The following is a 13255-nucleotide window of genomic DNA, read 5'->3' as shown; positions in this document are numbered from 1 at the left end:
TTTTCGCCAACACTGAATAATAACGACACACAGGAAGCCCTATGTCTATTTCACGTCCTCGTCCGCAGCGCGGCGACTTTCCGCCGGGAACCCGGCAGTACGGCAGCTCGGAACTGGGCGCGCCGCTGCTGTGGTTTCCTGCGCCGCAGGCCGACAGCCGTAGCGGCCTGATTATTGCCGGCACCCACGGTGATGAAAATTCGTCGATTGTGACCCTCTCCTGCGCCCTGCGCACCCTGAAACCCGAGCTGCGCCGTCACCACGTGGTGCTAACGGTCAACCCTGACGGCTGTCAGCTCGGGCTGCGTGCCAATGCCCGCGGCGTTGACCTCAACCGTAACTTTCCGGCCGCTAACTGGAAACAAGGGGAAACGGTTTATCGCTGGAACAGCGCGGCAGAGGAACGCGACGTGGTGCTGTTGACCGGCGAGCAGCCAGGTTCGGAGCGGGAGACCCAGGCCCTGTGTCAGTTGATCCACCAGATCCATCCGGCGTGGGTGGTCTCCTTTCACGATCCGCTGGCCTGTATCGAAGACCCGGGCCACAGCCCGCTGGGGCACTGGCTGGCCGACGCCTTCTCCCTGCCGCTGGTGGGCAGCGTGGGCTACGACACGCCGGGCTCCTTTGGCAGCTGGTGCGCGGATATCGGGCTCCCCTGCATCACCGCCGAGTTCCCACCGGTCTCCGCCGACGAGGCAACGGAGCGTTACCTGCCGGCGATGACCGATCTGCTGCGCTGGCAGGCTTAAAGATGAAGCACGCCGGTGCTGAACCGCAGCGCCGGCTCAACGTCCACCGCCAGCCATGTCGGGCCGTCGAGGTCAGCGAAGCGCGCCAGCGGCGCCAGCGGGAGCGCGGCGGCGATCCCGCGCGAGGTGCAGAGCATACAGCCCAGCATCCGCGCATACCCCTGCCGTTCCGCCTCTCCGGCCAGAGCCAGCGCTTCGGTCAGACCGCCCGTTTTATCCAGTTTGATATTGACCATCTCATAGCGCCCGCGCAGCCGCGGCAGGCTCTCCCGGGTATGGCAGCTCTCGTCGGCGCAAATCGGTAACGGATGAACGAAGTTTTCCAGCGCCGCATCGGCGTCAGCCGGGAGCGGCTGCTCGAGCATCGCCACGCCGAGGTCCGCCAGCAGCTGACAGCGCGCCGCCAGCCCCTCGCTGTGCCAGGATTCATTGGCGTCGACAATCAGCGTAGCCTCCGGCGCCGCCTGACGGATAGCGATTAACCGCTCGCTGATCAGCCGGTCGTCAAGCTTCACTTTCAACAGCTGGGCACCTTTCTGCCACAGCGCCGCGGCGCTGGCCGCCATCTGATCCGCCGTACCAATGACCACCGTTTGGGCGGTGATCACCCGGTTGGGCAACGCCACGCCCAGCAACTGGGACAAGGTTTTGCCTTCGCGCCGCGCCTGCAGATCCCACAGCGCGCAGTCAACGGCATTGCGCGCGGCGCCTGCCGGCAGCAGCCGCTGCAGCTGTTCGCGGGTGAGGCCCGCTTCCAGCTGCTCGCCGATCGCCATCACCTGGGCCATGACCGAAGCGATGCTCTCGCCATAGCGGGGATAAGGCGTGCATTCGCCCACCCCTTTCACACCGTCCTCCTCCAGTTCCACCACTACCACTTTTGCCTCGCTGCGGCTGCCGCGGGCGATCACAAAAGGGGTATGTAGCGGCCAGGCTTCCTCATACACTCGCACGTTGCGCATTCCCTTGTCCTCTCTGGTCAATGTTAAATAGGGTTTGCCGTGTAGCTGGCGGATGTCATACACTACTCGTGACGTTAACTATATGTAAACAGGAAGATAACCATGTCACAAACCGTGCATTTCCAGGGCAACCCCGTTTCTGTTCAGGGCACCATTCCGCAGGCAGGCGCTAAAGCGCAGCCGTTTACGCTGGTCGCCAAAGATCTCTCTGACGTCGCGCTGAGCCAGTACGCCGGCAAACGTAAAGTACTGAATATTTTCCCGAGCATTGATACCGGCGTGTGTGCCGCATCAGTGCGTAAATTCAACCAGCTGGCCGCTGAACTGGACAACACTGTGGTGCTGTGCATTTCCGCTGACCTGCCGTTCGCCCAGTCCCGCTTCTGCGGCGCGGAAGGCCTGAGCAACGTGGTGACCCTTTCCACGCTGCGCGGTGCGTCGTTCCTCGCTGACTACGGTGTCGCCATCGCCGCCGGTCCGCTGGCTGGCCTGGCCGCTCGCGCCGTGGTCGTTATCGATGAAAATGATCAGGTCGTCTACAGCCAGCTGGTGAATGAAATCACCGAAGAGCCGGACTACGACGCCGCGCTGGCCGCCCTGAAAGCCTGATAACAGCGTGCCCGGGCGCATCACGCCCGCGGACAATCTATGTACTCAGCCCCCGCTCTGCGGGGGCTTTTTTATTGCCGTGGCGCATAGCGGGAGATAGCCCGCGCCATCGCCGGGCCGGTCAGTAAAATGGTAAACAGCCGCAACGTCTGTAGCGCCATAATGAACGACATATCCGCCCGGGTGCCGGCGGCGATAATCGCCACCGTGTCCAGGCCGCCAGGGCTGGTGGCCAGATAGGCGGTCATAAAGTCCATCTGCAGAATGTGGGTCAGGGCAAGGGCCATCAGGGCGCACATCAGGATCAGCCCAAGAATAGAGGCGATAATCTGCGGCAGCGTCTTCAGCGCCAGCAGAAAAATGGCTTTATTAAACTGCAGCCCCACCGTCCAGCCCAGCACCGCATAGGCCATCGCCAGCAGCCACTCCGGCAGCTCCAGCATCATCCAGCCGCTGCCCTGGACCAGCGCGCCGAGCAGCATCGGCAACAGCATGGCCCCGGAGGGGATGCGCAGCCGCATGCCCAGCCAACAGGCTAGCGCCGTCAGCAGCAGCGTGAAAGGGAAATTCAGGGTCAACGATGGAAACCAGACAATATCCTGAGTCATTTCCTGCGCTTCATTGCCCAACGCATAGCGCACCACCAGCGCCGCCGCGCCGACGACAAACAGCACCCGCAGATACTGCATCAGCGCCACCAGCCGCACATCGGCCCCGTACTCCTGGGCCATCACCACCATTGCCGACGCGCCGCCGGGAGAGCTTCCCCAGGCGCCGGTGGCGCCCGGCAGCGCGCTGTAGCGAACCAGCAACCAGCCGGTGAGGCCGCTAATCGCCAGGGTGGTCAACAGGATCGCCAGCACCAGCGCCCAGTTGTTGAACAGCACGCCAAAAACAGAGGGATTAATCGCCCGGGCGATCATGCAGCCGACGATGGCCTGCGCCGCCAGATAACAGGGACGAGGGATGCTCAGCTTCACCCCGCGCAGGCTCAAAATGAGACCGGCGATCAGCGGCCCCAGCAGTAGCGCTGCCGGCAAATGAAGGCGTAACAGCAGCGAGGAAAAGAGAACAGAGAGCAGCAGCAATGTCAGCCAGTGCCCGATCGCGCGACGCGACGCCAAGATGCACCACCCCGGAAAAAGGATTAAAAAACCAGTATATACAGGTTTGGCCCGCTTTGCAGGCCGAATGCCGGCGACGTGAGTCGCCGGCCTGGCGGGATTATTCGTCGCCCTTTTTCTGACTCAGACCATATTCACGCAGTTTATTGGCGATGGCGGTATGCGACACCCCCAGCCGCTTCGCCAGCTTACGGGTGCTGGGGTAGCTGCGATAGAGCTGGGTCAGCACCGAGCGCTCAAAGCGCCGGGTGATGTCGTCCAGCGACCCTTCCATGGCCTCCTCGCCCACCGGCAGCGACGCGACGTCATGGTCCGGCAGCAGAATGTCCTGTGGACGCAGCTCAAATCCCTCCAGTTGGGTCAGCGCGCGATAGACAGCATTCTTCAACTGGCGAACGTTGCCGGGCCAGCTGTAGCGGGTGAGCACCGTACTGAGATCGGCGGAGAGCTTCGGCCGCGGGACGCCCTGCTCATCAGCAAAGCGGGCCACGAACAGCTCCGTCAGCGGCATAATGTCCTGCGGGCAGTCGCGCAGCGGCGGCAGATACAGCGTCAGGACGTTGAGGCGATAGTAGAGATCTTCGCGGAACAGCCCTTTCTGCACCAGTTCGACCAGGTTTTTCTGCGTCGCGCAGATCACCCGCACATCGACGTGCACTTCATGATCCTCGCCTACTCGGCGGAAGGTGCCGTCGTTGAGGAAGCGCAGCAGCTTAGTCTGCATTCGCGGCGACATCTCGCCAATTTCATCCAGCAGCACCGAGCCGCCGTTGGCCTGCTCGAAGAAGCCCTTCTTGCCCTGCAGCGCGTCGCCAAACAGCTCGCTCTCGACCGCGTCCTCGGGAATGGAGCCGCAGTTGAGCGCCAGATAAGGTTTGCCCGCCCGCGGACTGGCCAGATGGCAGGCATGGGCCAGCAGATCTTTGCCGGTGCCGGTGTCGCCGACAATCAGCAGCGGCGCGCTGAGCATCGCCAGCTTGCGCGCTTGCTCCACCACGTGGCGCATTTTCGGCCCCACCGCGAGGATCTGGCTGAAGGCGCTGGTGTCCTGGCTGGTCATGGTCTGCAGCTGGCGTCCCATGCGCACGGTTGAGCGCAGCATCGCTACGGCGCCGGTCAGCACCCGTTCGTTATGCTCCCCTTCCAGATAGACCGGGGTCACTTCCAGCAGATAGTTCTGTCCATTCACCACCACATGCTCCGCATGCGTCTCCTGCGGGCTGCTCTCCAGCCAGCGCTGAACGTTAAAATCGGCGATCAACTGGGCCACCGGATGGTTGCGCAGCTTCGCCTGGCTTTGGCCAAACAGCAGGCAGCTGGCGGGGTTGGCCAGTTCCACCCTGCCTTTGGTATCCAGCGACAGCACCGGCTCCGGCATCGCCACCAGCAGCGCGCTGAGCGCCAGGTGTTCACGCTCAGACGGCATCCACGGCACGGTGCGCACGTCTGTCACGCCGGCGATACGGCGGATCTCTGCCATCAGGCTGCTGAACGTGGCGAACTTCAGTTCGGCAAAATTGAGGTAAATTCGGCCTATAGGGTCAATATCGATACCACGTAGATCAATGCCGCGCAGCACCAGCAAATCGAGCAATTCACGAGTCAGACCGAGACGGTCTTCACAAAAGACTTCAAGACGCATGGGAGTGTTCACCCTAAAAGTGCCAATGACGGGAGAATAATAGGACAGGAATGAGTTTTCGGGAAGCTAACTGTCAACAATTATTGACAGCATGGCGGAAAAATGGGCGTTGTGCCGTAAAGTCAGGCGGTCAGTGGTTAAATGAACGCCTGGGCGAGCCGGGATCCAACCTGCCCGGTAGGCCGGGCAAGGCGAAGCCGCCGCCCGGCAATGTCTCTGAGCGGAGGTTACTTCTCCGGACTGGTTTTGCTTTTCTGCAGGGTCTCTTTCAACTGCCCAATCAGCTCGCGACGAAAATCGCCGAGTCGCGGTTTATCATCGGCGATCCACGGTAGCGGGCGGCACAGCTCCATCGCCTTGATCCCGAGGCGGGCGGTCAGCAGTCCGGCGCCGATGCCCTGTGCGGCGCGCGCCGACAGCCGGGCCGCCAGATCCTGCGACATCCAGTCCATCCCCACCTCGCGCACCAGTTCGCTGGCGCCAGCGAAAGCGATATTCAGCAACACCAGGCGAAACAGTCGCAGACGGCTGTAATACCCGAGCTCAATGCCGTACAACGTGGCAATTCGGTTGATCAGCCGCAGGTTACGCCAGGCGATAAACGCCATATCCACCAGCGCCAGCGGGCTGACGGCAATCATCAGCGTCGACTCCGCCGCCGAACGGCTGATTTCCCGCCGCGCCTGGGCATCCAGCACCGGCTGCACCAGCTGCGCATAGAGGCTCACCACTTCACGATCGCTTTGCGTTTCATGGATCGCGGCATACCAGCGCTGCAGCGCCGGATGCGACTGATCCAGACCCGCCTGCTGCGCCAGCTTTTCACAAAAGGCTTTCGCTTTACCGACCGCGTGACTGTGCAGCATATCGCGCGCTTCATCGCGTTCGTGGGCGCGCTGGCGCAGTCGCCACAGACGGCGCCACTCGGTGGCCACCGATCCGACGCCGGCCCCGACGATCAGCGCCCCGGCGACGCAGCCGCCCAGCGCAATCCAGTCCTGGGTCTGCCAGGCGTTAGCCGTCCACTGCACGCCTTGCGCCACGACGCTGACGCCGAAGATCGCCAGTCCGGCGCTGACCATCCGCCGCCACAGGCTGCGTTTGGGTCGCAGGACCGACTCCACCACCGCTTCCGCCGCCCCCTCTTCCTCTTCGCCGGTCACCAGCCGCGCTGGCGCGAAGTTGTCGGCCTCCAGGGTGTCGAAGGCGCGGGCGCTTTTCAGCGGCGGAATTTTTTCCGCTTGCAGCGGACCATCAAAATCAATCCGCGGTTTTAACGGTTCGCTCATCGCAGTTTATCTCCAATCAAAAATTCCAGCGCCGCGTCGAGGCGAATGTGCGGCAAAGGCCGATCGACATCCATGACCTGCGGACGAAAGTTTTCAAACTGAAATCCCTGCTGCTGCCAGAAGGCCTGGCCCGGCAGACGCGCCGGCACCTCGCCGGGATAGATGGTCAACGGCTGGCCGTCGCTCAGCCGATCGCCGCGCAGGGCGGGAATTTTCTCGCCATTCACCTCAATCAGCCCGCTCTGGGTCGCCTGAATGGACGCCAGCCCCAGGCAATCCATACTGATCCCCTCAAAGGCGGCGTTCTGCCACGCGTCCTGAATCAGTTGCTGCAGGAGCGACACCATATTGCTGTGCTGATCGACCGTGACGTGGTCAGCTTTGGTGGCGGCAAACAGCAGCTTGTCGATAACCGGCGAAAACAACCGGCGGAACAAGGTGCGCTGCCCGTAATGGAAACTTTGCATCAGCTGGGTCAATGCCAGACGCATATCGTTAAAAGCCTGCGGCCCGCTGTTGAGCGGCTGCAGACAGTCCACCAGCACAATCTGCCGGTCGAAGCGCAGGAAGTGCTCTTTGTAGAACCCCTTCACCACCCTTTCGCAATAGTATTTGTAGCGTTCGCGCAGCATGCCGGCGTTGCTGTGTTTATCGGCCTGCGCCAGCTTGGCTTCGCCGATGGCGTCGACGTCGGGCCACGGGAAAAACTGCAGCGCCGGCGCACCCGCCATTTCACCGGGCAGGACAAAGCGCCCGGGCTGGATAAAGTGCAGCCCTTCGCGCTTACAGGCGTGCAGATAGTCCGTCCAGGCGGCAGCGATATCTGCCAGACGGGCCTCATCGGCAGGGGCCAGCGGATCCAGCCCGGCGCACAGCTGCCGCCAGCGGGCCGACCACTCCGCACGCTGTCCCTGCAGGAGCCCGGTCATCTGTCGTGACCAGCTCAGATAATCCTGTGCCAGCATCGGCAGGTCGAGCAGCCACTCGCCCGGATAGTCGACGATCTCCAGATACAGCGTGGAGGTATCTTTAAAATGGCGCAGCAGGGAGTCATTCGAACGGTAGCGCAGCGCGAGACGGATCTCGCTCACCCCGCGCGTCGGGGTTGGCCACATGGGGGGCTGGCCGTACAGCTGGGCCAGCCCTTCGTCGTAGGTGAATCGGGGAATGCCAAAGTCCCGCTGCGGCACGCGCTTGACGCCGAGCAGCCGCTCTTCGCGTGCGGCGCTCAGCAGGGGCAGGCGGGCGCCCGTGTGGATATTCAATAGTTGATTGACCAGCGCGGTGATAAACGCCGTTTTACCGCTCCGGCTCAGGCCGGTCACCGCCAGACGTAAATGCCGGTCAACCCCGCGGTTGACCAGCGCATTCAATTCAGTTTTCAGTCGCTTCATCGCCAGTCCGTTATGCCCTGAAGGTATGTCTCGTCATCATAAGCTATCTGCCGGGGATAAGCAGGACAACGTTAATCCTTTTGCGCCTTCCCCACGGCGGCATTATTTCATCCCGCGCGTGACGCGGTTGGCCAGCCGGCTGAGCAGCGGCTCCAGCGCCACCGCCAGCAGCATTTTCAGCGGCCGACGCGCGACCGATTTAACCGCCCAGCCGGCAACGCCCGCCGGGCCGTAACGCAGCGCGGTCAGCAGCGCCAGCTTACCGACGATTTTCAGACCGGGCTTCACCTGCTGCCCGGCGCGTTGCCATTTGCTATTCATGCGTTGCCTCACTCGTTAAAAACAGGATTTACAGCTGGCGAAAGCGGCTGCGCAGCGTAAAGGTGTCGGAGGTCACATACCGCTCCATTTCACGCAGGCGCTGTTCACCGGAGGCCAGTTCGGCATCCACGGCGGCCAGCAGATCGCCATTGCTCGGCGCCTTGTGACCGTACAGTTCACTGTCCGGCATCGGATCCAGAGCAAAAGTCAAAATGATGTAGGCCACCAGGACAAAGAAAAAGAGGCCGAAAATCATCGCCAGCACGGTAATCAGACGCACCAGCTTCACCGGGACATCAAGATGCTGAGCAATGCCCGCGCAAACGCCCTTCACCATCCCGCGCTGCGGGATACGCCACAGTTTTTTATTCAGATCCAGTCCGGCCATTATTTGTCTCTCCAGTTCGGATGTTCAGCATCCAGGATCGCTTCCAGCGCCTGAATACGTTCGCGCATCCGCTTCGCGTCATCGGTCAACTGCAGCAGCCGTTGCTGCTCATTTTGCGTCAGACTGCCGTTGGCGCCGCGATTGTTGTAGTGCAGCCACAGCCAGACCGGCAGAACAAACAGCACAAACAGCGTCAGCGGAATGGCGAGAAAAAGCATGCTCATGTGTACTCCTTACAGGGGGTGAGCCGCGGCGCAACGCCGCGCCGCGCAATCATACTTACTGGTTGGACTGATTCATTTTGGCTTTCAACGCCGCCAGCTGCTCGCTGATTTCATCGTCCGCTTTCAGTTCGGCAAACTGCTGATCCAGCGTCTGCTGCTTGCCAAAGCGGTGGCTCTCCGCTTCCGCTTCCATCTGATCGATGCGACGCTCAAAGGATTCAAAGCGGGCCATCGCCTCATCCAGTTTACCGCTGTCCAGCTGGCGACGCACATCGCGGGACGAACTCGCCGCCTGATGGCGCAGCGCCAGCGCCTGCTGACGAGCGCGGGTTTCGCTGAGTTTGTTCTCCAGCTCGCCAATCTCTTTCTTCATGCGCGCCAGCGTTTCATCCACCAGCTGCACTTCATGATCAAGTTGAGCGATAAGGTCGGTCAGCTTCTGCTTTTCGATCAGCGCCGCCCGGGCCAGATCCTCTTTCTCTTTACGCAGCGCCAGCTCGGCTTTTTCCTGCCATTCCGCCTGCTGGGCGACCGCCTGCTCAATACGACGGGTCAGCTGTTTCTTTTCCGCCAGCGCGCGGGCCGACGTGGAACGCACTTCCACCAGCGTGTCTTCCATCTCCTGGATCATCAGACGCACCAGCTTTTGCGGGTCCTCCGCTTTCTCCAGCAGGGAGTTGATGTTGGCGTTCACGATGTCGGCAAAACGAGAAAAAATACCCATAATTTCAATCCTCATAGTTCTGGTTTCAGGCATTCACCTGTGGCTTAGCTAATACAAATGACGTGCCAACTTTTTATCTTATTGATTTTAAACAGAGTGGTTGCGAATTGTGCAGGGCATTGCTACAGTCACCTGGTTAATCACACTACTTAATGGCGAAATTCATCATGGCGCAGTACAAGGATAATCTGCTGGGCGAGGCCAACAGCTTTCTCGAGGTGCTGGAACAGGTTTCCCGGCTGGCCCCGCTGGATAAGCCGGTGCTGGTCATCGGCGAGCGAGGCACCGGGAAAGAGCTTATCGCTAATCGTCTCCACTACCTCTCCAGCCGCTGGCAGGGGCCGTTTATCTCGCTGAACTGCGCGGCGCTGAACGACAATTTGCTCGATTCGGAACTATTCGGCCACGAAGCCGGGGCCTTCACCGGGGCCAGCAAGCGCCATCCTGGGCGCTTCGAGCGCGCCGACGGCGGGACGTTATTTCTTGATGAGCTGGCGACGGCGCCGATGCTGGTGCAGGAGAAGCTATTAAGAGTGATTGAATATGGCGAGCTGGAGCGCGTGGGCGGCAGCCAGCCGCTGCAGGTCAACGTCCGGCTGGTGTGCGCCACCAACGCTGACCTGCCGCGGATGGTGGAGGAAGGCCATTTTCGCGCCGACCTGCTCGACCGTCTGGCCTTCGACGTGGTGCAGCTTCCGCCGCTACGTGAACGGCAGAGCGACATCATGCTGCTCGCCAACCAGTTTGCCATTCAGATGTGCCGCGAGCTCGGTTTGCCGCTGTTTCCCGGCTTCAGCGAACGTGCCACCGCAACGCTGCTCGGCTACCGCTGGCCGGGGAATATTCGTGAACTGAAGAATGTCGTCGAGCGCTCGGTCTATCGCCACGGCGACAGCGAGCACGAGCTGGACGCCATTATCCTCAACCCTTTCCGTCAGACCGCGGCCTCCGTGCCGGAGGCCGCGTCCGGGGACGAGCTGCCCGCTCTGCCGCTGGATCTGCGCGATTTTCAGCTCCAGCAGGAAAAACGCCTGCTGCAGCGGAGTCTGCAGCAGGCGAAGTATCATCAGAAGCAGGCTGCGGAGCTGCTGGGGTTAACCTATCACCAGCTCCGCGCGCTGCTGAAAAAACATCAGCTGTGAGAGGCGCGCGGCAGCAGCAGCGCGCTCACCGCCATCGCCCCCAGGCATAAGACGGCGTTGAACCACAGGGCATACTGGGCGGCATGGGCCATGCCCAGCGGCAAAAACAGCGCGAAAAGTGACGCCGTCACGGCAATACCCATCGCCCCGCCCAGCGAGCTGCCCATCTTGTAGATCCCCGAGGCGACGCCGATTTTGTTCTCCGGCGCGTTGGCCACCGCCGTATCCGTTGAGGGTGTGGCGTAGCAGCCCAGCCCGAGGCCAAACAGCACGTTGCTGGCGAACACCACCCCGATATACAGCGCCTTATCGAGAAAAGTGCAGGATATCAGGCCGATGGCAATGGCGGTCAGCACCGGCCCGGCCATCATCGGCAGCCGGGCGCCATAGCGCTGCAGCAGCTTCTCGCCCACCCGGATCATCGCCAGGACGGTCACCAGATAGCCGAGGGTCATCATCCCGCTCTCCAGCGGCGTCAGGTGGTGCCCCTGCTGCAGCCAGATGCTGGCGATCATCATGGTGCCAATCGCCCCATTGAGCAGAAAGTTCGACAGCACTGCCGCGCCGTAGGCCCGGTTACGAAACAGCGCAAAATCAATCAGCGCCGCCTCGCCTTTGCGCATGCCGTTGCGGATAAATACCGCCCCCGCCGCCAGCGCCCCGACCAGCATGGTCAACGACAGCGGACTGCTCCATCCCCAGCCATGGCCCTTGCTGATAAACAAATTCACCAGCACCAGCGCGGCAATCAGGCTCAGCAGACCGCCGACGTCCAGCTTATGCTGGCTGGCGCTGGCGCTGCGGCTCTCCGGCGTGCCGCGCAGCAAAAACAGCGCCAGCAGAGCGACGGCAATGGAGAAGACGAAGATCCAGCGCCAGCCGAGCCCGGTGGCGATGGCCCCGCCAACGAAGGAACAGAGACCGCTGCCGCCCCACGAGCCGATGACCCAGAAGCTGACCGCCCGCTGCCGCGCACGCCCTTCATACCAGGTCTTAATCAGCGCCAGCGTCGCCGGCATAATGCAGGCCGCCGACAGCCCCTGCAGCACCCGGCCGGCCAGGAACAACCCCGGTCCCTGAGCGACCACCAGCATGGCGCTGCCGACGATACTCAGCCCCAGCCCGAGGGTGGTCATCCGCATCCGGCCAAACTTGTCCGCCAGGCCGCCGCTGGCAACCACGAAACAGCCGCTGAACAGCGCGCTGAGACTGACGGCCAGGGTTAAGGTTTCAAGGGAGATATCAAGACTGCTTTTCATCGCCGGCACCACGTTAATCACCGACTGGGCAAACAGCCAGAAGGTTAAAACGCTTAGCACAATCCCCACCAGCAGGCGATCGCTGCCGACAAAGGGGGTGTCGCTCACGGTGACAGTGCTCATCGCATGGCCCTCCTGTTTCCGGTGATTAACGCAAATAGTGTTCCGCCAGACCGCACCACAGCGCCGCCCCGGTCAGCAACAGCGCGTCGTTGAAGTCATAGCCCGGGTTATGGACCATGCAGCGATCCGGCTCATCGCCAGCGCCGATGGTGAAATAGCTGCCATGCGGGTGCTGTTCCAGCATGAAGGCAAAATCTTCACTGCCCATAAACGGCTTCACCTCGCCCACCTGCTCTGCGCCAAACAGCGATGTCGCCACCTCCCGCACCATCGCGTTGGCCGCCGGATCGTTACGCAATACCGGGCTGCCGTTGACGTGCGTCAGCGTGGCCGTGGCGTTGAAGCTCTCCGCCTGAGCCACGGCGATATCATGGATCCGCTGCAGCACGGTCTCGCGCACCTGCTCATTGAGGGTGCGCACCGTGAGCTTCATCAGCACGTGATCGTTAATGATATTGGGCGCGTGTCCGGCCTGGATGCTGCCGACGGTGACCACCGCCGGTTCGAACGGGGTGATATTCCGCGAGACGATCGACTGCAGCGCGAGGGTGATATGGCAGGCGACCAGCGTGGCATCCACGGTATGCTCCGGTACCGCGCCGTGGCCGCCAACGCCTTTCACCTCAATATGCAGCGTATCGGAGGAGGCCATCATCGCCCCGTCGCGCAGGCCGATCTTGCCCAGCGGCTGACCCGGCATATTGTGCAAGCCGAAGATGGCATCGCAGGGGAACTGGTCAAACAGACCGTCCTCGACCATCACTCGCCCGCCGTACAACAGCTCTTCCGCGGGCTGGAAAATCAGCTGCAGCGTCCCGGTAAACTGGCGGGTGCGCGCCAGATATTCAGCCGCGTAGAGCAGCGTGGTGGTGTGCCCGTCATGGCCGCAGCCGTGGAAACGCCCGTCAACCTGGCTTGCCCACGGCTTCCCGCTCCGCTCCTGCATCGGCAGGGCATCCATATCCGCCCGCAGGCCGAGGCGTTTTTTTCCGTGGTCGACGCGCAGCGTGCCCACCACTCCGGTGCCCGCCAGGCCGCGGTGAACCTCGTATCCCCACTCGCCAAGCAGTCGAGCGACCTCATTGCTGGTTTGATGTTCTTCAAAGCCGATCTCCGGCTGCTGGTGGAACTGGCGACGCAGGGCAATAAATTGCGCCTCGTTGACCTGCAAGGCTTCAAGCAACGGATGTGTCATTTTTGTTATTCCTGTGTTGTGTTTGCACGACACTTTCGAGTTTATGCGGGTGAAACAGCTTTCAGGTGCGCTTTTTTGTTTTATATTGACGAGAAATCAATGACTGTTTT

At 61.7% G+C, this 13255-nt stretch carries 14 protein-coding genes; 3 read left to right on the top strand and 11 right to left on the bottom strand.

Annotated features, from left to right (window positions below; all coding sequences use genetic code 11):
* Nucleotides 1–41: 41 nt before the first annotated feature.
* The gene (gene mpaA / locus A1WC_RS14775) at nucleotides 42–749 is read left to right on the top strand and encodes a murein tripeptide amidase MpaA (protein WP_008805227.1); all 708 of its coding nucleotides are present in this window, start codon (nucleotides 42–44) and stop codon (nucleotides 747–749) included.
* Here the strand turns inward: mpaA and ycjG are convergent.
* Nucleotides 746–1711: an L-Ala-D/L-Glu epimerase gene (gene ycjG, locus A1WC_RS14780; RefSeq protein ID WP_016160847.1), complete on the bottom strand. Its 966-nt coding sequence runs from the start codon at nucleotides 1709–1711 to the stop codon at nucleotides 746–748. The two genes, mpaA and ycjG, sit on opposite strands and share 4 nt — an antisense overlap.
* Before the next feature lie 102 nt (nucleotides 1712–1813).
* Here ycjG and tpx point away from each other — a divergent pair, with 102 nt between their 5' ends.
* Nucleotides 1814–2320: a thiol peroxidase gene (gene tpx, locus A1WC_RS14785; RefSeq protein WP_008805229.1), complete on the top strand. Its 507-nt coding sequence runs from the start codon at nucleotides 1814–1816 to the stop codon at nucleotides 2318–2320.
* A gap of 71 nt (nucleotides 2321–2391) precedes the next feature.
* On the opposite strand, the gene A1WC_RS14790 is transcribed toward tpx, so the two are convergent.
* The 8 genes from A1WC_RS14790 to pspA form a co-directional block, all read right to left on the bottom strand.
* The gene (locus A1WC_RS14790; protein ID WP_008805230.1) at nucleotides 2392–3444 is read right to left on the bottom strand and encodes an AbrB family transcriptional regulator; all 1053 of its coding nucleotides are present in this window, start codon (nucleotides 3442–3444) and stop codon (nucleotides 2392–2394) included.
* Nucleotides 3445–3544: 100 nt separating this feature from the next.
* The gene (tyrR, locus tag A1WC_RS14795; protein WP_016160846.1) at nucleotides 3545–5086 is read right to left on the bottom strand and encodes a transcriptional regulator TyrR; all 1542 of its coding nucleotides are present in this window, start codon (nucleotides 5084–5086) and stop codon (nucleotides 3545–3547) included.
* A 227-nt stretch (nucleotides 5087–5313) separates the two neighbouring features.
* On the bottom strand, nucleotides 5314–6375 hold the full coding sequence (locus A1WC_RS14800) for a YcjF family protein (protein ID WP_008805232.1): 1062 nt from the start codon (nucleotides 6373–6375) through the stop codon (nucleotides 5314–5316).
* Nucleotides 6372–7769 (bottom strand): YcjX family protein, encoded by a 1398-nt coding sequence (locus tag A1WC_RS14805; protein WP_008805233.1) that lies wholly within the window; start codon nucleotides 7767–7769, stop codon nucleotides 6372–6374. Before A1WC_RS14805 ends, A1WC_RS14800 begins: the two co-directional genes overlap by 4 nt.
* A gap of 102 nt (nucleotides 7770–7871) precedes the next feature.
* On the bottom strand, nucleotides 7872–8090 hold the full coding sequence (pspD, locus tag A1WC_RS14810) for a phage shock protein PspD (RefSeq protein ID WP_002901915.1): 219 nt from the start codon (nucleotides 8088–8090) through the stop codon (nucleotides 7872–7874).
* A gap of 28 nt (nucleotides 8091–8118) precedes the next feature.
* Entirely contained in the window at nucleotides 8119–8478 is a 360-nt protein-coding gene (pspC, locus tag A1WC_RS14815; protein ID WP_004203911.1) for an envelope stress response membrane protein PspC, read from the bottom strand.
* The gene (gene pspB, locus A1WC_RS14820; protein WP_002901911.1) at nucleotides 8478–8702 is read right to left on the bottom strand and encodes an envelope stress response membrane protein PspB; all 225 of its coding nucleotides are present in this window, start codon (nucleotides 8700–8702) and stop codon (nucleotides 8478–8480) included. Before pspB ends, pspC begins: the two co-directional genes overlap by 1 nt.
* 55 nt (nucleotides 8703–8757) lie before the next feature.
* Complete coding sequence (gene pspA, locus A1WC_RS14825; protein WP_004203910.1) at nucleotides 8758–9426, bottom strand: phage shock protein PspA; 669 nt, start codon at nucleotides 9424–9426, stop codon at nucleotides 8758–8760.
* Between the two features lie 152 nt (nucleotides 9427–9578).
* Here pspA and pspF point away from each other — a divergent pair, with 152 nt between their 5' ends.
* Nucleotides 9579–10568, top strand: a complete 990-nt coding sequence (gene pspF, locus A1WC_RS14830) for a phage shock protein operon transcriptional activator (RefSeq protein ID WP_008805234.1) — start codon at nucleotides 9579–9581, stop codon at nucleotides 10566–10568.
* On the opposite strand, the gene A1WC_RS14835 is transcribed toward pspF, so the two are convergent.
* Nucleotides 10559–11950, bottom strand: coding sequence for an MFS transporter (locus A1WC_RS14835; RefSeq protein ID WP_008805235.1), 1392 nt, complete (start codon nucleotides 11948–11950; stop codon nucleotides 10559–10561). The two genes, pspF and A1WC_RS14835, sit on opposite strands and share 10 nt — an antisense overlap.
* Nucleotides 11951–11975: 25 nt before the next feature.
* Nucleotides 11976–13145 (bottom strand): M20 aminoacylase family protein, encoded by a 1170-nt coding sequence (locus tag A1WC_RS14840; protein WP_016160845.1) that lies wholly within the window; start codon nucleotides 13143–13145, stop codon nucleotides 11976–11978.
* Nucleotides 13146–13255: the final 110 nt, after the last annotated feature.

This window comes from Klebsiella sp. KTE92 (assembly GCF_000398905.1).
In the GTDB taxonomy this organism is placed as follows: Bacteria; Pseudomonadota; Gammaproteobacteria; order Enterobacterales; family Enterobacteriaceae; genus Klebsiella; species Klebsiella variicola.
This window is presented reverse-complemented; position numbering and strand designations above follow the sequence as displayed.

Coding starts and splice junctions, on each gene's coding strand:
- mpaA (WP_008805227.1), top strand. CDS start 42: ATGTCTATTTCACGTCCTCGTCCGCAGCGCGGCGACTTTCCGCCGGGA.
- ycjG (WP_016160847.1), bottom strand. CDS start 1,711: ATGCGCAACGTGCGAGTGTATGAGGAAGCCTGGCCGCTACATACCCCT.
- tpx (WP_008805229.1), top strand. CDS start 1,814: ATGTCACAAACCGTGCATTTCCAGGGCAACCCCGTTTCTGTTCAGGGC.
- tyrR (WP_016160846.1), bottom strand. CDS start 5,086: ATGCGTCTTGAAGTCTTTTGTGAAGACCGTCTCGGTCTGACTCGTGAA.
- A1WC_RS14800 (WP_008805232.1), bottom strand. CDS start 6,375: ATGAGCGAACCGTTAAAACCGCGGATTGATTTTGATGGTCCGCTGCAA.
- A1WC_RS14805 (WP_008805233.1), bottom strand. CDS start 7,769: ATGAAGCGACTGAAAACTGAATTGAATGCGCTGGTCAACCGCGGGGTT.
- pspD (WP_002901915.1), bottom strand. CDS start 8,090: ATGAATAGCAAATGGCAACGCGCCGGGCAGCAGGTGAAGCCCGGTCTG.
- pspC (WP_004203911.1), bottom strand. CDS start 8,478: ATGGCCGGACTGGATCTGAATAAAAAACTGTGGCGTATCCCGCAGCGC.
- pspB (WP_002901911.1), bottom strand. CDS start 8,702: ATGAGCATGCTTTTTCTCGCCATTCCGCTGACGCTGTTTGTGCTGTTT.
- pspA (WP_004203910.1), bottom strand. CDS start 9,426: ATGGGTATTTTTTCTCGTTTTGCCGACATCGTGAACGCCAACATCAAC.
- pspF (WP_008805234.1), top strand. CDS start 9,579: ATGGCGAAATTCATCATGGCGCAGTACAAGGATAATCTGCTGGGCGAG.
- A1WC_RS14835 (WP_008805235.1), bottom strand. CDS start 11,950: ATGAGCACTGTCACCGTGAGCGACACCCCCTTTGTCGGCAGCGATCGC.
- A1WC_RS14840 (WP_016160845.1), bottom strand. CDS start 13,145: ATGACACATCCGTTGCTTGAAGCCTTGCAGGTCAACGAGGCGCAATTT.